We start from the raw sequence: 18,817 nt of genomic DNA, 5'->3' as shown, positions 1-18,817 counted from the left end.
CCATCGACTACCCCCACGCCGAGCGGGTGGTGCTGGTCATGGACAACCTCAATACCCACGGCATCGCCTCGCTCTACGAGGCCTTCGACCCCGCCGTCGCGTTCGCTCTCGCCGGGCGCCTCGAGATCCACCACACCCCCAAACACGGCTCCTGGCTCAACATCGCCGAGATCGAACTGGCCGCACTGACCCGCCAATGCCTCGACCGCCGCATCGACGACCTCGACGTGCTCAACACCGAACTCGCCGCCTGGCAGACAGCCGTCAACGCCGACCAGCGCCAAGTCCACTGGCACTTCACCACCGCCGACGCCCGCACCAAACTCCGCCACCTATACCCCAAACATTAGTGGCGACGGTCTACTAGGTATTCGATGTGTTCTAGGTATCACGCCGGTGCCCCAGGCATCACGCCGCCATCCCGGGCCCGCGACCAGGGCCGACGCAGGTGGGGCGAGCCAACACGCAAACAACCGGCCAGGGAGCTCCCTGGCCGGTTGTGATCCTGCGGTGTCTCGCGGAACCCCAACACGCGTCCGGCGGACGGCGGCGTGGCCGACACGGCGACGCCGGGCATCGTCAGCGGGTCTCGCGGTGCTCCGTGTGCTTGCCGCAGTTCGGGCAGAACTTCTTCAGCTCGAGGCGGTCCGGGTCGTTGCGCCGGTTCTTGCGGGTGATGTAGTTCCGGTGCTTACACACCTGGCACGCCATCGTGATCTTCGGGCGGACGTCAGTGGCGGCCACGGCGTGATGCCTCTTCCTGAGTCGAGTGCTGAACTGATCGGGCGACGCGGCAGGCCGCGAGCCCCTACAAGGGCTACGGCGCGCCGCTCCCCGANAGTAGCGGTGGCCGGACTTGAACCGGCGACACAGCGATTATGAGCCGCTTGCTCTGCCAGACTGAGCTACACCGCCAGGATGGTCCCCAGGATGCCCGGAGACACGACCACTAGCCTACCCGGGAGAACCGGCGGAACCGCCCATCCCGGACACGAACCTGCCCGAGGACCGGAACGTGGAGCCCCTTTACGGAATCGAACCGTAGACCTTCTCCTTACCATGGAGACGCTCTGCCGACTGAGCTAAAGGGGCGCGAGGTCGCGGTGCTCAGATTACACGACGCTGAGCGTGGTTGGGGAGGCACCCCCGTCCGCTTCGTCCCCGATCATGGCAGCGCCGCTCGGACCGGCCAGTCGGCGGCGACCACACGCCACCGGATGCGCGGAACATCCCCATCGCCAGCCTTGCCCCCTGGCACGCCGGCACGCCCAACCCGGCAGCCATTCCGACCGGAAGATGCGCAGATTGTCGACGGGAGCAACTGTCCGTAGCGAATAACTCGGGCCCCCCAACCTTCGATAGCTGTATGTAATTCCTTGAATGCTTAGCGTGTGGCTCACCCGTTGGTGCGCCCCGCCTGGCGCGGCCAACCGGCTCACGAGCCTCCCCGACCGTCGCCTCCCAAGCATCCGAGGGTTGCCCATGCGTTCCACGCATCGTCCTGGCCGGTATCCGACGACCCGCGGCACCGACGGCGACGCCGGCCCGGTCGGCATCCCGATCCGGCCCGGCACCCCGTTGCCGCCCGGCACGGTGTTCCCTCGACCCGACCGACTCGCGTCGGTGGCCGCCCAGGCCTCTGCCCACGTGCCGCCCCCCGCACCGAACCCGAGATCGATCCGCTCATCGGACCCCGTCCCGCTCCGCCGGGTGGACGCCGACTCCGTCCCCCGCCATCGGGGCTGGCCGGGCCGGCCGGGCCGGCCGGCGCTCGCGATCCCGCTGCCCCGGCAACTGCTCAGCATCGCCGCGCTCACCGCCGCCACGCTGACCATGTCCGGCACCGCCGGCGTGGCCCAGGGGGCGGCCCCTTCGCCGCTGTGGCCGCGCGGGGTCGACGTGGCCTCGTGGCAGCATCCAGGTGGCGGACCGATCGACTGGAACGCGGCTCGCGCCTCCGGCGTCAGCTTCGTGATCATCAAGGCCACCGAGGGACCGAACTACACCAACCCGTTCTTCGTGGCCGATCGCGACGCCGCCACCAGGGCCGGACTGGTGGTCGGCGCCTACCACTACGCCCGCCCGGCGCAGCCGCTGTCGACCGCAGTGGATCAGGCTCGCCATTTCATCGCCGTCAGCGGGCTGACGCGCACGGCCGGCCATCTCGCGCCCGTGCTGGACCTCGAGGACACCGGTGGACTCGACCCCAGGACACTCGCGGCCTGGACCCGGGCTTTCCTGGAGGAGGTCGAGTCCGCGACGGGCCGGGCCCCCATCCTCTACACCTACCGGTCGTTCTGGACCGGGAAGGTGGCGGACATCCACGACTTCGCGAAGTACCCGTTCTGGTTCGCGATCTACAACGACCAGGCGACCCCCGGCTGGCTACCCGGCGGCTGGCCGAACTGGGCACTGTGGCAGTACACCTCCGGCGGCACCGTGCCCGGGATCAGCGGCAGCGTGGACATGAACGTGCTGTGCTGCACGTCGACCGCGCTCGCCGCGCAGGCGGACGGCACCCACAGCGAGATCGAGAAGTGGCACGCGGCCGGCGGGCCGACCCGGGCCGCGCTCGGTGCCGCGGTCGGGGTCGAGAATCCCGCGGGCGGCGGGGGCCGTTGGCAGCAGTACGCCAACGGCCTGGCCTTCTGGTCCGTCGCCACCGGGGTGCACGCGCTGTACGGCCCGATCTCGACGAAGTACCTCGGCGTCGGCGGGTCGAACAGCTTCCTGCGCCGCCCGGTGAGCGACATCGAGATCGCCAGCGCGCCCGGCGCCCAGCAGGCCCGCTTTCAGGGCGGCTGGATCTACTGGCACCCCTCGACCGGCGCTCACGAGGTCCACGGCCGCATCCTGCAGACCTACCTGTCCCTCGGCGGCACGACGTCCAGCCTCGGCCTGCCCACGACCGACGAGTACTCGGTGCCGGGCGGGCGGGAGAGCACCTTCCAGCACGGCCGGCTGCACTGGGACGCCGCCACGAACAAGGTCACGACGCTGCCGGCCGCCCTCGGCTGACGGGACGCTGCGGGCCGCCCTCGGCTGAAGGGGTGACGTCGGGGCGGGGCGGGTATCGCATCTAAGCGGCGGACGGTAGTTGTCTGACTACCGGATGCACACCGGACCGCACGGTGTCGGTGTCGACCCGCCGCGACCACGAGGTCGTGCCCCACCCTGCCCCGGTGGCCCCCCTCATCGGGGGCATGGCGGTTCACCGGTCGGGCGAGGCGTCGGCGTCGAACGGGGAGGATCAGATGGCAGGAAATCGGGCGGTACGCCCGCTGAGCGGATGGCTCACCTTCGCCGCCGTGATCATGTTCATCGTCGGCTTCCACAACCTGATCTACGGCATCGCGGCTCTGAACGACTACACGGTGGTCGTGAACAACCTCAACGGCGGCACCAACGTGCTCTACGCCGACATCAATTTCTGGGGGTGGCTGTGGATCGCGGTCGGCGTCGTCGAGATGCTGATCGCCTACGGGATCTACATCCGCAACGACACTGCGCGCTGGGCCGGCATCGTGATCGCGGCGATCAACGCGATCGGCCAGCTTGCCTTCATGGCGGCGTTCCCGGTGTGGTCGGTCGTCATCATCGCGATCGACATCCTGGTGATCTACGCGCTGTGCACCTACGACACCGCCCGAACCCGCAGCGGCTACGAGGAGCCGTACCCGGGCGACCGAGCCGGCGTCGGTGAGGCCGCCGGCCGCGGCGCGGGCGTCGGCGGCCGCCACCCGGAGGCGGCGGGTGCCCAACCGGGCTCCGGCGGGTTCACCGGCCGTGGCCCGGGGGGCCCGGGCCGAACCGGGCGCGGCGACGACGGTCCCCCGCCCACCGTCACCGACTGAGCCGGGATCGCCAGGCAGCGCACCGCAGGACGTAGTCGCCGAGGTGCCCGTCCGCGAACGTGCGGGCGTCCCAGTCATCGTCGGTCGCCTCGGCGGCGTCCAGCCAGAGATAGGCGGCCGCTTGGCGCCCGTCGGCCAGGGCGAGCGGGGCGGCCTCGTAGGCCGAGCCCTCGAAGGCGTCGAGCACGGCTCGTTCCCGCGGATCGAGGCCGACGAGCACCCGGCCCGCGACCGGCGCCTCGTCCCTGGCCACCCGGCGTACCAGCCCCGGGTAGAGGCGGTCGCGCAGCCGGGCGGCCCGCCACCCGGGGGCGGCGGCGGACTCCATCGGCGGCACCCGGCCGATCAGCGTCGAGACCACCTCGGGAAACATCAGCGTCCCGTAGACGAATAGCAGTGCACCGGGGCCGTCCGCCGGGACCGGCGGGCGGCGCTCGGCGGCGGATCGCGACATGGCATCACCGTAGCCCCGGTTGCGCAGCGGATGTCCCGATGCGCCAGGTGTGGGCGGCCGGCGGACGGGACCGGCGATCGTGGTGTTCCGCGCGACCGCGCCGCGCCGCCCGGCCTCAGCCCCCTAGAGTGCACTGACGTGAGCGACAACGCGGCGCTGGCCGCCCGGGTCCGGGCCGCCTCCCATCTGACCGGCACCTTCCTGCTCCGGTCGGGCAGGACGAGCACCGAGTACTTCGACAAGTACCTGTTCGAGGCCGACCCGGAGCTACTCGCCGCGATCGTCGACGGCCTGACCGGGCTGATTCCGCCGGGCACCGAGGTCCTGGCCGGGCTCGAACTCGGTGGCGTCCCCCTGGCCACCCTGCTCTCCCAGCGCACCGGCCTGCCCGCGCGGTTCGTGCGCAAGAAGGCCAAGGAGTACGGCACCCGGCGGATAGCCGAGGGCGGCGAGGTCTCCGGCCGCCGCGTCGTCCTGGTCGAGGACGTCGTCACCTCCGGCGGCGCCGTGCTCGACGCGACGAAGGTGCTGCGCGACGACGGCGCGATCGTCGAGGACGTGCTCTGCGTGATCGACCGCGGTGAGGGCGGCCGGGAACGGCTGGCCGAGCTCGGCCTGACCCTGCGTCCGTTGCTGACCCGCGCCGAGCTGGACGCCGCCGCCCCCTGAGCGACCGGGTCCGCGGCCGCGCGGCACCGGCGAGGATGTCCCAGATCGGCGTGTCGACCCAGCCCGGGGAGACGGCGTTGACCCGGATCGGCGCCAGCCTGACGGCGAGCGCCGCGGCGATCGATGCCAGCGCCCCGTTGATACCTGCGACTGATACCTGCGACGAGTGCCCCGCCGGCGCTCGGCCGGTGGGCGGCGATCCCGAAGGTGAAGGTGATCAAGCCGATCGGCAGCGGTCATGATCGGCCGGGAACCGCCGGGAAAACCACGCAGGCCCTGGAGAGGTCTCCAGGGCCTGCGTCACAACATGATCCGGGCCGTAGCCGGGCCAGTGGCAGGTGATGGATTCGAACCATCGTAGGCTGAGCCGACGGTTTTACAGACCGTTCCCTTTGGCCGCTCGGGCAACCTGCCTTCGTAGAGGAGCATACCGGTCCCGCCGGACCACCGGGACGGTGGACCGTCCCGCACGGCTGTCGTCGATCGAATACAACGGCGAGTGGCCACCCCCCGAGGCGGGTACCGCCCCTGATGACCACGTACGGTGCCTGACTCGACACCACCCGCTCGGCCAGACATCCCCGCACCGAACCGAACTGGAGGTCCGCGCACGTGGCAGACCCGTCCTTCGACATCGTCAGCAAAGTCGACGCACAGGAGATAGACAACGCCGTCAACCAGACAGCCAAGGAGATCCGGACCCGCTTCGACTTCCGCGACACGGGCGCATCGGCCGCCCTGTCCGGCGAGTCGATTCTGCTCGTAGCGAACACCGACGAGCGGGTCAAGGCGGTGCTCGATGTCCTGCAGGAGAAGTTCGTCAAGCGCGGCATCTCGCTCAAGGCGCTGTCGTTCGACGAGCCCAAGCCCTCGGGTAAGGAGTTCCGCCTGTCGGTGACCGTCCAGCAGGGCATCTCGGACGACAAGGCCCGGGCGATCGCCAAGAAGATCCGGACGGATGGCCCCAAGGGGGTGCAGGCCCAGATTCAGGGCGACCAGCTCCGGGTCACCGGGAAGAAGCGGGACGACCTGCAGCGGGTGATCCAGCTACTGAAGGCCGAGGACTTCGAGGTCCCGCTCCAGTTCGTCAACTACCGCTGAGGCCCGTACCCAGAAACGGCGCACCCCGCCCGATGGGGGGTTTCGGGCGGGGTGCCTGCGGCGGAACCTGGGGGGTTCGCTCCGCCGCTGTCGTGGCCGTGGAACGACTAGGTTCCCGGCTACCGTCCCGCGGTACGCGGTCGACGGTACGAGCTTACTCTGAGTCGTCCACTGTAATACGGTGATGCCACTGCGGACAACACTGCTGTCAGTTGCCCGTCAGCGATACGGATTCATACGCGCGAGCTGTTCCAGCCGGGCGATTCGCTCGTTCATGGGCGGATGGGTCGAGAACAGCCGGCCGACCCCGCCGCCGCGGAACGGGTTGGCAATCATCAGCGCGGCCGCTGGACCCAGCTTCGAGTTCTGCGGCAGCGGCCGAGCGGAGGTGCCCGCCTCCAGCTTGCGCAGCGCGCTGGCCAGCCCGAGCGGATCGCCGGTGAGCGTCGCGCCCGACTCGTCGGCCTGGTACTCCCGGGAGCGGCTGATGGCAAGCTGGATGATCGACGCCGCGACCGGACCCAGAATCATCAGCAGCAGCAGCTCGAAGATGCCCGGGCCGTTCTCCTCGTCCCGCCCGCCGAAGATGGCCAGGAACTGGGCCATGTTCGCCAGGTACACGATGACGCTGGCGAGGGCGCCGGCGACCGAGGCGATGAGGATGTCGCGGTTGTACACATGGCTGAGTTCATGCCCGAGGACGCCGCGCAGCTCGCGATCGTCCATCAGGTCCATGATGCCCTCGGTGCAGCAGACCGCCGCGTTTCCCGGATTGCGGCCGGTGGCGAAGGCGTTGGGCGAGCCGGTCGGGCTCAGGTACAGCCGCGGCATCGGCATGCGGGCATTGCGGGCGAGCTCCGCGACGATGGCGTAGAGCCGCGGCTGTTCGACCTGGGTGACCGGATAGGCCCGCATCGCCCGCAGGGCGATGCGATCCGAGAAGAAGTAGGAGAAGCCGTTCATCGCGAGCGCGAGCACCAGCGCGATGAGCAGCCCACCCCGCCCGAACAGGGACCCCACCAGCAGGATCGCGGCGGAGAGCACGCCCAGCAGCAGCGCGGTCTTCAGACCGTTGAGGTGGCGGTGTGGCATGGCGATCCGGTGTCCGTCCTGTCGAGCCGGTACGGGCTGTTCAACGCGGGGACTGCGCATCAACGTTCCCGTCCGCCGTGTGGCCGACCGCACCCGCGCGCAGTCGGTCGGCCACGGGCGCATCGAGCAGGCCGGCCCGCTCCAGCCCCCCGGTGGTGTAGGCCATCAGTGCCCGGTAGACATCCGCGACGGCCGGATCCACGGCGTCCAGCGCCCGCAGATGGGCTCGGACGGTGCCGAGATCGCCCCGACGGACCGGGCCCGTGGCCGCCGGCCAGCCACCGGTGAGGGCGTTGTCCAGGGACGCCCGCAGCAGGGGGGCGAGGGCGACGCCCGGATCGGCGACGCCCGCCGCCGCGAGCGTCTCCCGGGCGGCCACGGTCAGGCTGGTCAGGAAGTTGCCACCGAGGACCAGCGCGGCGTGGTAAAGATCACGTCGACCGTCCTCGATCAGCAGCGGGACGCCGCCGACGTCGGCGACGAGCCCCCGGGCCCGGGCCTCGGCACCCGGGTCGGCGGTGATGCCGAACGACACGCCGGCGAACGCGTCGGGGTTCCGCACCGCGTCGGGCAGCGTCATGATCGGGTGCAGTGCCACCCTGACCGCGCCCACGGATGCGCCGGCGGCGAGCACGCCCAGCCCGTGCCGGCCGCTGAGGTGCGCGAGGATCTGCTCCGCCCGCACGGCGTCCGCGGCCACGAGCTCGGCCGTCACCGGCGCGATCGCGTCGTCCGGGACGGCGACGAGCAGCACCTCGGCCGCCCGCAGCCACGGCGCCACCTGCGGCACTGCGCCGATCCGTGCGTCCGGGAACATGGCCGCCGCGCGTTCGCGGCCGAGGGGGGATCTGGTGGTCACCGCCACCACCGGGTGCCCCGCGGCGGCCAGGGCGAGGGCGACGGCGCTGCCGGCCCGACCCGCTCCGACGAGCCCGACCGTCTCCCGGCGTCCGCCATCGGGGGCTCGCTCCGGCCGTTCCAACGCCGGACTGGAGTGGGCCGGGCGGGGGCGCGAGGTCATGACTGCGATGCTGCTCTCCCGCCCGCGCGCCGGTCGCGATGGCACCTCGGCACCATCCGGCCAGTGCCTCGCGACCGATACGCTGCGTGGTGCGGCTCCCACCGCGGTGGCAACGGAAGATAGTGAGTCGCACACATGGAGTAATCGAAACAAAGTTGCGAATGTGTCTATTCGCCGACAGGCCGCCCGACCGGAGCTGTATGGAAAGCCGCCCGGAAGCGTATTGAATCCGTACCGCCCACACCCGTCAGGCGGGCGACGCATCCCGACCACCCGGACACGGATGGCAGCAGCCGGCCACCAGGACGGGGGCATACATACGCAGAGTCGACAGACAATCACTCTACGCCAGAACACACCGAGATCAACAAATTCGGGTCTGATCGTCGGGCCACCGCGTGCGATCGGTCGGCCCGGCACGCCGCACGCGTCCCATTGCTACAGCCGGTAGGCTGGTGTGGTACCCGAGGAGGTTACTGAAGGTGTCTGAGCAGGTCAGGGAGAGGGAGACCCGCCGGCTCGACCGGGTGGTCGTGCGCTTTGCGGGCGACTCCGGCGACGGTATGCAGCTCACCGGAGAGCAGTTCACCAGCGAGACGGCCACGTTCGGCAACGACCTGTCGACGCTCCCGGACTTTCCCGCCGAAATCCGTGCCCCAGCCGGCACCCCGGCCGGTGTATCCGGATTCCAACTACATTTTTCCGATCACGACATCCTCACCCCGGGTGACGCACCGGACGTCCTGGTTGCGATGAATCCCGCCGCGTTGAAGGCGAACCTCAAGGACCTGCCTCCCGGTGCGAATCTCATCGTCAACACGGACGCGTTCACGGGCGGAAACCTCAAGAAGGCGGGTTATGCGACAGACCCGCTGACGGACGGCACGCTCGACCCCTACTCGGTGCATCGGGTCCCCCTGACCTCGATGACCATCAACGCGGTGCACGCCGCGGAGGGGGTCGGCAGCGCGGTCAACAAGAAGGAGGCGGAGCGGGCGAAGAACATGTTCGCCCTGGGCCTCATGAGCTGGCTGTACCACCGTCCGACGGAGGGCACCGTCGGTTTCCTCGAGAAGAAGTTCGCGAAGCGGCCGGAGATCGCCGCAGCCAACATCGCGGCCTTCCGCGCCGGGTTCAACTACGGCGAGACCACGGAGTCCTTCACCGTCACCTACGAGGTGGCGCCGGCCCGGATGAGGTCCGGTACCTACCGGCGCATCACGGGCAACCTCGCCCTGTCCTACGGGCTCGTCGCGGCCGGCGAACTGACCGGCCTTCCGGTGTTCCTCGGGTCGTACCCGATCACCCCCGCCTCCGACATCCTGCACGAGCTGAGCAAGCACAAGCGGTTCGGCGTGCGGACGTTCCAGGCGGAGGACGAGATCGCCGGGATCGGCGCCGCGCTGGGCGCGTCCTTCGGCGGCTCGCTGGGCATCACCACGACCTCGGGTCCCGGGGTCGCGCTCAAGAGCGAGACCATCGGTCTGGCGGTGAGCCTGGAGCTGCCGCTGGTCATCGTCGACATCCAGCGTGGCGGGCCGTCGACCGGGCTGCCGACCAAGACCGAGCAGGCCGACCTGCTGCAGGCGATGTTCGGCCGCAACGGCGAGGCCCCCGTGCCGATCGTGGCGCCCCGCTCGCCCGGGGACTGCTTCGACGCCGCGATCGAGGCCGCGCGGCTCGCGACGAAGTACCGCACGCCGGTGTTCCTGCTCTCCGACGGCTACCTCGCCAACGGCTCCGAGCCGTGGCTGCTGCCGAGGCGCGAGGAGCTGCCGGACCTGACGGTCGCCTTCACCACCGAGCCGAACCACACCGGGCCGAAGGGGCCGGAGTTCTGGCCCTACCTGCGCGACCCGGAGACCCTCGCCCGGCCGTGGGCGGTCCCCGGTACGCCGGGCCTCGAGCACCGCATCGGCGGCATCGAGAAGTCCGACGGGCAGGGGAACATCTCCTACGACCCGGCCAACCACGACCGGATGGTCCGCCTGCGCGCGGCCAAGGTCGCCGGCATCGCGAACGACATCCCCCCGCTGGAGGTGGAGGATCCCTCCGGGCAGGCGCGCGTGCTCGTGCTCGGCTGGGGCTCCACCTACGGCCCGATCGCAGCCGGCTGCCGGCGGGTCCGCGCCAAGGGCCTGCACGTCGCCCAGGCGCACCTGCGCCATCTCAACCCCTTCCCGGCCAACACCGGGGAGATCCTGCGGTCGTATGACAAGGTGCTGATCCCCGAGATGAACCTCGGCCAGTTGCGGACGCTGATCCGGGCCGAGTTCCTTGTCGATGCGATCGGCTACAACCAGGTCCGCGGGCTGCCGTTCAAGGCGGCGGAGCTGGCCGGCGTCTTGGAGGACGTGATCAACCAGTGACCGTCACGACGAACCACACCGGTATCAGCAATCGGCTGCTCGACCTGGTGCCGGCCGCCCCGGCCCAGCAGAGCCGCAAGGACTTCACCTCCGACCAGGAGGTGCGCTGGTGCCCGGGCTGCGGTGACTACGCCATCCTCGCCACCGTGCAGGGCTTCCTCCCCGAACTCGGGGTCGCCCGCGAGAACATCGCCTTCATCTCCGGAATCGGCTGCTCCTCGCGGTTCCCGTACTACCTGCAGACCTACGGGATGCACTCCATCCACGGTCGTGCGCCGGCGATCGCCACCGGCCTCGCCACCTCACGGCCGGACCTGTCGGTCTGGGTGGTCACCGGCGACGGCGACGCGCTGTCCATCGGCGGCAACCACCTGCTGCACGCGCTGCGCCGCAACGTCAACCTCAAGATCCTCATGTTCAACAACCGGATCTACGGTCTGACCAAGGGCCAGTACTCGCCCACCTCCGAGGTAGGCAAGATCACCAAGTCGACGCCGTTCGGCTCGCTGGACCGGCCGTACAACCCGGTGTCGCTGGCGCTCGGTGCGGAGGCCACCTTCGTCGGGCGGTCGATCGACTCCGACCGGGCGCACCTGACCTCGGTGCTGCGCGCCGCGGCGGAGCACCCGGGCACCGCGTTCGTCGAGATCTTCCAGAACTGCAACATCTTCAACGACGGCGCCTTCGACACGCTGAAGGACCGGTCGAGCCGCGACGACGTGACGTTGAAGCTGACCCACGGCGAGCCGCTCGTCTTCGGCGCCGAGGGCGACAAGGCGATCCGCCGCGCGGCGGACGGCAGCCTGGAGGTCGTGCCCGCCGGCAGCCCGGGCGTCCTCGTCCACGACGCCGCCGCGGCGGACCCGAGCCAGTCCTTTGCGCTGTCCCGGCTCACCGGCGACACACACGGGGTGACGCCCATCGGGATCTTCCGCAGCGTCGACGCGCCCACGTACGACGAGGCGCTCAACACGCAGATCAGCGACGCTCGGGCCCGGCAGGGCGAGGGCGACCTGATGTCGCTGATCTCCGGTGGGGAGACCTGGACCATCGACTGATCCAGGTATGGCCGTCCGGGTCTGGTCGGCCACCACCGGCCGGTACCCGCCGGTCGACCGCCCTGCACGACCCGGGAACCCGCCGGACCGGCCGGACCACTCGGTCAGTCGAGCGGTCCGGTTGATTAACCAGCCGGCATGAAGGCCGGGGCGCGCGCATCGACGCCGCCCCGGCCTTTCGGCGTTCTGGGGATCCCCCGGGGGCACCCGAACGGCCGTCCAGGGGACCAGCGGGGGACCCCGAAAGCGGCAGCCAGAACCCGCCCGCCGAACAATCAGCCGCCGTCCCGACGTCCCGCCGGCGCGACGTCCCGCCGGCCGGCAGCCCGACGAGCCTCGGCGCGAACCGCCCGGCCTGTCCCCCGGCCATGGCCTGCCCGCAAGGCAGGCTGGCGGGCGGCCACGGCGGCCAGAACCCGGCCCGCTGGGGTCCGATGGGGCACGGCCATGCCGGAGGAATGAGGCGCGGAGCGGTCTGACGACGCCGTTCCGGCCACGGACCATCCCCCCTCGCACTAACAATTAACTAGTTACTTCGGATAAGTCCGGTATTTGCCGCTCCGACCAGGTCGGGTAAGGTCAGATTGCGCGTGGGGGTGCCGTGTGGCCCGGGGGGGCTCACAACACCAATGCAGCCGGAGGCGTAGTGCGGGGTCATCGAGCCCTCAGCCCGCGGTCCGCGGCCAGTCCGCGTTCGTCGGTGGGCACCGACCATGCCGCCGAGGCGGCCTGTTTGCAACTGCCCTGTTCTCGGGCGGGCCATGCCCGACCGGCCGGGTCCGAGGCGCTGCTGCCCGCCGGGGGCCGCCGTGGGTAGCCACTCCGCCGGCCGGCACTCCCGGGGTGCCGCCCCGCGCCGCCCAGCCGTCCCGTCCCCGATCGGCCTCGACGACCGCGCCTACGCCCCGACGCCCCCCACCGGGACCGTCGCGGCCTGGGACACCTCGGACCGCTCGGGCTGGTACGGCCCCGGGCCCTCCTCGACCCCGCGGCGGATCCCGCCGCGACCCCCGTTCGCCCCGCCCGGCGAGCTCGACACCCTTACCGGCCCGCTGTCGGTCAGCACCACCGCCCGCCAGGCCCGACAGTCCGCACCCGCCTGGGATGACCACCTGGCGGACGGGCCGCGGCGTGGCTGGCCGAGACACGGCCGATTCGCCACCGGCGGTCAGTTCGACAACGACCACCAGTACGACAACGGCCAGTACGACAACGACCAGTACGAGGCCGACCCGTTCGAGGGCGGTCCGCATGGCGAGAGCCGATTCGACGGCGACGGGGTGGAGGACGGCCGGTTCTACGCGGACGACCGGCTCGACGACGACCGGTACGACGCGGACGATCAGTATGAAACAGGCAACCGGCACGACTCGGACGACTGGTACGACGTCGAAGACGGATTCGACGCGGAGGATCGTTTCCGCGCCGGCCGGTTCTCGGACACGGGCTTCGGCGCTGACCGGTTCACCGCGGACGACCGGTTCGACGAGGACAACCAGTTCGACGAGGACAACCAGTTCGACGACGACCGGTGGTCGGACTTCCCGGCACACGACGCGCCCTCCTGGGAGCAGGGCTCCCGGTTCGCCGCCTCCTCACGGCTGCTGAGCCCCTCCTTCGGCGCATCCTTCACCGCCAGCCGGATGCCGACCACCAGCCGGCCGCCTGCCGCCGGCCGGAGGCCCACCGGCCCCCGCCGCAGCGGGCCGGCGTCGGCGGCCGCGCGGAACCTCGCGCCGGCCGAGCGTGTCACGGGTGCCCACCGGGCTCCGATCCGGCGCGGCAACGGGCGGGTGCGCCTGGCCGCCGCCGGCACTGCCTCGCTGGCCGGGCTGTCGGCGCTGGTCGCCGGGGTGGCTTTCGGGGGCGATGGGGGGGGCGGCGCAGCGGTCCCGAACGCCGGTGAGGCATCGCGGATCCAGTACACCGGCACGGAGACCCTCGCCTACGGTGCGTCGCAGACCCAGGCGTCGCGAGACCGCACGCAGAGCTCGCCGCCGCGGGCCGAGCTTGCGCCGAGCGCCGACAGGGCGGGCACCGGGACCGGCGGGTCCAGCGCATCGGGGTCGAGTGCCGTCACCACGGTCGCGCTGGGCCCCACCACCGCCCCGATTCCGATCATCTCTCTGACCCCGCGCGACCAGCCGACGACCGGGCCGACCGACCTACGCTCCCTCGCGCCGAGCGCCGGCACCGTGACGGGCACCTCCGCCACGGCGACCCCGACCACCACGGCGACCTCGTCGGCGTCCGACGGCGGAGCCACCAGCCCGGCCGCGAGCCCGTCGGCCACTCCGAGCGCCACCTCGTCCCCCGGCACCGGTGCGCTGCCGTTCCATCCGGTCGATGTGGAGCCGCTGCTCGGCTCCTGGTTCAGCGCCCCGTCCTCGACCTCCTCGACCGCCACCACGTCGTCGGCGTCCACGTCGTCCGGGGTTCCGGCTCAGCGGTCCAGCAGCACGCCGAGCGCGTCCCAGACCGCCCACTGATCGCCCCCGCCGGCCCCGGAGGCGGCCGCCACTCCGCCGGAACGCCCGCTTCCTGTCCCGGAACACGGCGTCCGCCTCCGGCGCGGCAACGGCCCTGCGCCGGAGGCGATCGGTCGGCCGACCTCGGGCCGACGGGGGCGGAGTATCAGCCGCGCGGCCGGGCCAGGTCGCGCGGGTAGGCCAGTCCCGCAGGTGGGCCGGTTGCGGGGGCGCCGGCGTGGCCGGGGGCGTCAGCCGGTGCGGTCGATGACGAAGTCGGCGAGGGACTCCAGGGCCGCCTTCGCCCCGTTGTCCGGCAGCGGAGCCAGGCATTCCCGGGCGCGGGTCGACCAGGTGACGAGCTCCCGGCGGGCCCTGGCCATCCCCTCGTGCGCGCGCAGCAGCTCGATCGCCTCCGCGACGCCTTCCTCCGGGTTCCCACCCCCGGCGGCGAAGTCCGAGTTGATGAGCTCCCGAAGCCGGGCGGCGGGCCGGTCGTCGGCCTGCAGCGCGTAGAGCACCGGCAGGGTGGGGATGCCCTCCCGCAGGTCCGTGCCGGGGGTCTTGCCGGAGTCGGCCGGGTCGGAGGCGACGTCGATGATGTCGTCGGAGAGCTGGAAGGCCACCCCGAACAGTTCCCCGAAGGTTGCCAGGGTGTCGACGGTGAGCGGGTCCGCGCCGGCGAGCATCGCACCGAGGCGGCCGGAGGTGGCGATCAGCGAGGCGGTCTTCTCCGTGACCACCCGCAGGTAGTGCTCGACCGGGTCCTGGTCGGGGGCGGGGCCGACGGTCTCGCGGATCTGGCCCTCACACAGGGTCGCGATCGTCCGGGCGAGGATCCGGGTCGCCGCGGGGCCCAGGTCCGCGGTGATGTCGGAGGCGCGGGCGAACAGGTAGTCGCCGGTGAGGATCGCGACCGTGTTCGTCCACCGGGCGTTGGCGGACGCCGCTCCCCGGCGCCGGGGAGCCTCGTCCATCACGTCATCGTGGTAGAGCGTCGACAGATGGGTGAGTTCGATCGCGACGGCCGCCGGCACCACCCCGGGGGCGTGCGGATCGGCGAACTGCGCCGCCAGCAGCACGACGATCGGGCGGAAGCGTTTACCCCCCGCATCGACGAGATGCCGCGAGGTCTCGGTCACGAAGGAGAACTCGCTGCGCACAGATGCGCGTAGCAGCTCCTCCACCTGACCAAGCCCATCTCGCACGGCTTTTTCCAGATCAGGATCGGTCCTGATCCCCACGACGTCCAGCCCGATAGCGCTCATACCACCGTCAGCGTACGAAGCCGGACGTCGCCGCGGTATTCGCGAGGTCCAGAAGGGGCTGTGGCGCTACTCCCAGGACCAGTGTCGCCACGGTGCCGATGCCGACCGTGGCGAACGTCAGGGTCGGTCGGGTGACCACGACGGGCCCCTCGGCGAGCGGCTCCGAGAAGAACATCAGCACGATCACGCGCACGTAGAAGAAGGCCGCGATCGCGCTGCAGACCAGCGCCACGACCACAAGTGGGGTCGCGTCGCCCTCGATCGCCGCCTGGAACACGGCGAACTTCCCGGTGAAGCCGCTGGTCAGCGGGATGCCGGCGAGCGCCAGCAGGAGGAAGGAGAACGTGCCGGCCAGCAGCGGCGAGGTGCGGCCGAGACCGCGCCACTGGGACAGGTCGCTGGCCTCGCCGTCGCTCGTGCGCACCAGTGAGACCACGGCGAACGCGGCGATCGTGGTGAAGCCGTAGGTGACCAGGTAGAACATCGAGCCGCGCAGGCCGTCGGTGTTGGTGCCGGCGAGCCCCACGAGCAGGAAGCCGGCGTGGGCGACCGCTGAGTAGGCCAGCATCCGCTTGATGTCGCGCTGGGTCAGCGCCAGCACCGCGCCGACGACCATCGTGAGGATCGCCACGGTCCACAGCACCGGCCGCCAGTCCCAGCGCAGGCCGCCGAAGGCGACGTAGAAGACGCGCAGCAGGGCACCGAAGGCGGCAACCTTGGTCCCGGCGGCCATGAACGCGGTCACCGGGGTCGGGGACCCCTGGTAGACGTCGGGCGTCCACGAGTGGAACGGCGCGGCGCCGATCTTGAAGAACAGGCCGACGGCCAGCAGGCCGAGCGACAGGTAGAGGTAGAGGTCGTTCTTCCCCACCGTGCCGACCGCGTCGGCGACCTTGCCGAGCTCCACGCTGCCGGCAAATCCGTAGGCGAACGCGACGCCGTAGAGAAAAAATGCCGATGAGAATGCTCCGAGCAGGAAGTACTTCATCGCCGCCTCCTGCGAGAGCAGGCGCCTGCGCCGGGCGAGCCCGGCCAGCAGATACAGCGGCAGCGACAGGATCTCCAGCGCCACGAACATCACCAGCAGGTTGTTCGAGGCGACGAAAAGCATCATGCCGGTGACCGAGAAGACCATCAGCGGGTACGCCTCGGTCTGCATGTCCGCGGAGGTCTGCTGCGCGGTCGAGCCCTTCGACCCGGGGGTGATCGCCGCCGAGGCGACGATCGCGCCGCCGGAGGAGTCGAGCCGGCGCTCGGCTACGAGCAGCACCGACAGCAGCGCGAAGACCAGGATCGTGCCCTGCATGAACAGCGTCGGCGCGTCGATCGCCACCGCGCCCGAGGCGAGCACCGCGTGCCGGCCGTGCAGCACCGCGACCGCGACCAGCGCGGCGATGAAACCGCCGCCGGCCAGGACGGGCTGGATGACCCGACGCGCCCCGCGGGTGGCGAAGGCGTCGACGAGCACCCCGACCAGCGCCACCACGAAGACGATGAGCAGCGGGCTGAGCGAGGAGTACTCGATCGACGGCGGCGTGATCTTCTGCGTCTGCGCCAGCAGGACGGTCGGATCGGCGCTCACGAATGGCCTCCGGGCTGCGCTGAGGCGGGATGGGCGGCCGCCGGGTGGGTCGGTGCCGGATCGGACTTGCCGATGTCGGCGTAGGTCGCCGTCACCGTCGGCCTGATGATGTCAAGCAACGGCTTCGGATACACCCCCAGGGCGACGATGAGCGCGACCAGCGGCGCCACGACGACCTTCTCGCGCAGGCCGAGGTCGTGCAGGACCCTGTTCTCCTCGTGGACGACCGGGCCGGTCATCGTCCGCTGGTACAGGTACAGCACGTAGATCGCCGCGAGCACGATGCCGCAGGTCGCCACGATCGCCAGCGGCTTGTTCGCGGTGAACGTGCCGACGAGGACGAGGAACTCGCTGACGAAGCTGTTCGTCCCGGGCAGCGCCAACGACGACAGCCCGGCGAGGAGGAAGACCCCGGCGAGCACCGGCGTCACCTTCGCCAGGCCGCCGTAGGCGCCGACGTCGCGGGTGCCCCGGCGGGTCACCAGGAAGCCGACGACCAGGAACAGCAGCCCCGTCGACAGCCCGTGGTTGACCATGTAGAGCACCGCGCCGGTGCCGGCCTGGCTGGTGAAGGCGAACAGGCCCAGCGCGATGAAGCCGAAGTGGGCGAGCGAGGTGTAGGCGACGAGGCGTTTCATATCTCGTTGCCCGATGGCCAGCAGCGCCCCGTAGAAGATCCCGACGACCGCCAGGCCCAGCACCAGCGGGGCGAAGTAGTCCGCGGCGTCTGGGAACAGCGGGATGCAGTAGCGGATCAGCCCGAAGGTCCCCACCTTGTCCAGCACGCCGACGAGCAGCACCGCGCCGCCGGTGGGCGACTGGGCGCCCGCGTCGGGCAGCCAGGTGTGGAACGGGAACAGCGGTGCCTTGATGGCGAACGCGACGAAGAAGCCGAGGAACAGCAGCTTCTGCACCCCGGGGGTGATCTCCATCTGCCGCAGGGTGGCGAAGTCGAACGTGCCGTGCCCGAGGTTGTCCGCGGACACAACGTACAGGCCGATCACCGCGGCGAGCATGAGCAGTCCGCCGAGCAGGCTGTAGACCAGGAACTTCACCGCCGCGTAGGAGCGCTGCGCCTGCTCCTTCACCGGGCCGTAGCTGCCGATGAGGAAGTACATCGGGATCAGCATCGCCTCGAAGAACACGTAGAACAGGAAGACGTCGGTCGCGGCGAACACGCCGATCATCCCGGCTTCCAGGGCGAGCAGCAGCGCGAAGAACGCCGGCACCGAACGGCGGCCGTGCCTCTCGGCGGCCTCGCCTCGCGCTTCGACCGGCGGGATCGTCACGGTCCGCGCCGGGGCCGGGGCGGCCAGCGCAACCGCGGTCCCGCCCGAGCCGCCACCGCCACCTGACCCACCACCGCCGCCCAGGTCATCACCGCCGAGCCCGCCGACACCGCCGAGCCCGCCGACACCGCCGATTTCTCCGGCCACGCCGATCGGCCCGACTCCGCCGGCGGAACCGGTGCCCCCGGCGGACCCGCCGGGCGTGCCGCCGGTGGCGTCGGGGGCGACCGTGGGCGCGGGGACACGGCCACCGCCCGTGGCGTCGCCGTCGACCTCGTCCCACGACGACAGCACCACGACGGGCACCAGCAGCGCGGCCAGCAGCATCAGTACCAGCGAGATGCCGTCGGCCCCGACCGAGTAGGAGATGCCGAACGTGGAGATCCAGTCGTAGGACTGGCCGAACTGGAAACCGGCCTTGTCGGGGTCGTAGGCGAAGGTCGCGAGCACGGCGAGCACCAGGACCGCGAGCGTGATGCCGAGAGTGAGCTGCTTGGCGAGCGTGGCGTGGCGCCGCGGCAGGGCAGCGACGACCACCGCTCCCGCGGCCGGGACGATGAGCAGGATCGTCAACCAGGGGACTGTGTTCACG

General features: G+C 71.0%; 15 protein-coding genes, 3 tRNA genes and 1 pseudogene. 8 read left to right on the top strand and 11 right to left on the bottom strand.

Annotated elements, in window-relative coordinates; genetic code table 11:
• Window positions 1-350 (top strand): transposase (locus tag FF36_RS12145; protein WP_044885141.1); only part of this gene is annotated, 350 nt, incomplete at its 5' end.
• Between the two features lie 229 nt (window positions 351-579).
• Here the strand turns inward: FF36_RS12145 and rpmG are convergent.
• The 3 genes from rpmG to FF36_RS12130 form a co-directional block, all read right to left on the bottom strand.
• Window positions 580-744, bottom strand: a complete 165-nt coding sequence (rpmG, locus tag FF36_RS12140; protein WP_009740545.1) for a 50S ribosomal protein L33 — start codon at window positions 742-744, stop codon at window positions 580-582.
• A gap of 97 nt (window positions 745-841) precedes the next feature.
• Window positions 842-915, bottom strand: a tRNA-Met gene (locus FF36_RS12135).
• A 101-nt stretch (window positions 916-1,016) separates the two neighbouring features.
• A tRNA-Thr gene (locus FF36_RS12130) sits at window positions 1,017-1,092 on the bottom strand.
• A gap of 390 nt (window positions 1,093-1,482) precedes the next feature.
• Here FF36_RS12130 and FF36_RS12125 point away from each other — a divergent pair.
• Both FF36_RS12125 and FF36_RS12120 read left to right on the top strand, forming a co-directional pair.
• Window positions 1,483-3,018, top strand: coding sequence for a GH25 family lysozyme (locus FF36_RS12125; RefSeq protein ID WP_082121854.1), 1,536 nt, complete (start codon window positions 1,483-1,485; stop codon window positions 3,016-3,018).
• Between the two features lie 236 nt (window positions 3,019-3,254).
• Window positions 3,255-3,854, top strand: coding sequence for a DUF7144 family membrane protein (locus FF36_RS12120; RefSeq protein ID WP_044885161.1), 600 nt, complete (start codon window positions 3,255-3,257; stop codon window positions 3,852-3,854).
• Here FF36_RS12120 and FF36_RS12115 read toward each other — a convergent pair.
• On the bottom strand, window positions 3,844-4,308 hold the full coding sequence (locus FF36_RS12115; RefSeq protein ID WP_044885140.1) for a gamma-glutamylcyclotransferase family protein: 465 nt from the start codon (window positions 4,306-4,308) through the stop codon (window positions 3,844-3,846). The genes FF36_RS12120 and FF36_RS12115 overlap by 11 nt on opposite strands.
• Before the next feature lie 138 nt (window positions 4,309-4,446).
• Between FF36_RS12115 and pyrE the strand changes: the two genes are divergently transcribed.
• The gene (gene pyrE / locus FF36_RS12110) at window positions 4,447-4,977 is read left to right on the top strand and encodes an orotate phosphoribosyltransferase (RefSeq protein WP_044885139.1); all 531 of its coding nucleotides are present in this window, start codon (window positions 4,447-4,449) and stop codon (window positions 4,975-4,977) included.
• Window positions 4,978-5,008: 31 nt separating this feature from the next.
• On the opposite strand, the pseudogene FF36_RS37770 reads toward pyrE, so the two are convergent.
• Both FF36_RS37770 and FF36_RS12100 read right to left on the bottom strand, forming a co-directional pair.
• A pseudogene (locus FF36_RS37770) lies at window positions 5,009-5,065 on the bottom strand (hypothetical protein); the annotation flags it as partial.
• Between the two features lie 244 nt (window positions 5,066-5,309).
• A tRNA-Tyr gene (locus tag FF36_RS12100) sits at window positions 5,310-5,391 on the bottom strand.
• 198 nt (window positions 5,392-5,589) lie between these two features.
• On the opposite strand from FF36_RS12100, the gene FF36_RS12095 reads away from it, so the two are divergent.
• Window positions 5,590-6,078: a YajQ family cyclic di-GMP-binding protein gene (locus FF36_RS12095; protein ID WP_035923074.1), complete on the top strand. Its 489-nt coding sequence runs from the start codon at window positions 5,590-5,592 to the stop codon at window positions 6,076-6,078.
• Between the two features lie 219 nt (window positions 6,079-6,297).
• On the opposite strand, the gene htpX is transcribed toward FF36_RS12095, so the two are convergent.
• Window positions 6,298-7,170 (bottom strand): zinc metalloprotease HtpX, encoded by an 873-nt coding sequence (htpX, locus tag FF36_RS12090; RefSeq protein WP_044885137.1) that lies wholly within the window; start codon window positions 7,168-7,170, stop codon window positions 6,298-6,300.
• 40 nt (window positions 7,171-7,210) lie between these two features.
• A complete protein-coding gene (locus tag FF36_RS12085) occupies window positions 7,211-8,191 on the bottom strand; it encodes a Rossmann-like and DUF2520 domain-containing protein (protein WP_082121853.1) in 981 nt (326 codons plus the stop codon).
• A 482-nt stretch (window positions 8,192-8,673) separates the two neighbouring features.
• Between FF36_RS12085 and FF36_RS12080 the strand changes: the two genes are divergently transcribed.
• The 3 genes from FF36_RS12080 (at window position 8,674) to FF36_RS12070 (ending at window position 14,107) form a co-directional block, all read left to right on the top strand.
• Window positions 8,674-10,560, top strand: a complete 1,887-nt coding sequence (locus tag FF36_RS12080) for a 2-oxoacid:acceptor oxidoreductase subunit alpha (protein WP_044885136.1) — start codon at window positions 8,674-8,676, stop codon at window positions 10,558-10,560.
• Window positions 10,557-11,618 (top strand): 2-oxoacid:ferredoxin oxidoreductase subunit beta, encoded by a 1,062-nt coding sequence (locus FF36_RS12075; RefSeq protein WP_044885135.1) that lies wholly within the window; start codon window positions 10,557-10,559, stop codon window positions 11,616-11,618. Before FF36_RS12080 ends, FF36_RS12075 begins: the two co-directional genes overlap by 4 nt.
• An 809-nt stretch (window positions 11,619-12,427) precedes the next feature.
• Complete coding sequence (locus FF36_RS12070; protein WP_242422449.1) at window positions 12,428-14,107, top strand: hypothetical protein; 1,680 nt, start codon at window positions 12,428-12,430, stop codon at window positions 14,105-14,107.
• Between the two features lie 230 nt (window positions 14,108-14,337).
• Here the strand turns inward: FF36_RS12070 and FF36_RS12065 are convergent, their stop codons facing one another.
• Genes FF36_RS12065 through FF36_RS12055 form a run of 3 tightly spaced genes read right to left on the bottom strand, consistent with a single transcriptional unit; the run spans window position 14,338 to window position 18,816 of the window.
• Window positions 14,338-15,354, bottom strand: a complete 1,017-nt coding sequence (locus FF36_RS12065; RefSeq protein WP_044885133.1) for a polyprenyl synthetase family protein — start codon at window positions 15,352-15,354, stop codon at window positions 14,338-14,340.
• Window positions 15,355-15,361: 7 nt separating this feature from the next.
• Window positions 15,362-16,936, bottom strand: coding sequence for an NADH-quinone oxidoreductase subunit NuoN (nuoN, locus tag FF36_RS12060; protein WP_044885132.1), 1,575 nt, complete (start codon window positions 16,934-16,936; stop codon window positions 15,362-15,364).
• Window positions 16,933-18,816, bottom strand: a complete 1,884-nt coding sequence (locus tag FF36_RS12055; RefSeq protein WP_044885131.1) for an NADH-quinone oxidoreductase subunit M — start codon at window positions 18,814-18,816, stop codon at window positions 16,933-16,935. The genes nuoN and FF36_RS12055 overlap by 4 nt, the downstream gene beginning before the upstream one ends.
• Window position 18,817: the final 1 nt, after the last annotated feature.

The sequence above is a fragment of the Frankia torreyi genome (genome assembly GCF_000948395.1).
Taxonomy (GTDB): Bacteria; Actinomycetota; Actinomycetes; order Frankiales; family Frankiaceae; genus Frankia; species Frankia torreyi.
The sequence above is the reverse complement of the archived record's forward strand: the minus strand, read 5'-3'. Positions and strand labels throughout refer to the sequence as shown.

Bases quoted from the DNA above. Each gene is read 5' to 3' on its own strand.
- FF36_RS12125 (WP_082121854.1), top strand. From the start codon at position 1,483: ATGCGTTCCACGCATCGTCCTGGCCGGTATCCGACGACCCGCGGCACC.
- FF36_RS12120 (WP_044885161.1), top strand. From the start codon at position 3,255: ATGGCAGGAAATCGGGCGGTACGCCCGCTGAGCGGATGGCTCACCTTC.
- FF36_RS12115 (WP_044885140.1), bottom strand. From the start codon at position 4,308: ATGTCGCGATCCGCCGCCGAGCGCCGCCCGCCGGTCCCGGCGGACGGC.
- htpX (WP_044885137.1), bottom strand. From the start codon at position 7,170: ATGCCACACCGCCACCTCAACGGTCTGAAGACCGCGCTGCTGCTGGGC.
- FF36_RS12085 (WP_082121853.1), bottom strand. From the start codon at position 8,191: ATGACCTCGCGCCCCCGCCCGGCCCACTCCAGTCCGGCGTTGGAACGG.
- FF36_RS12065 (WP_044885133.1), bottom strand. From the start codon at position 15,354: ATGAGCGCTATCGGGCTGGACGTCGTGGGGATCAGGACCGATCCTGAT.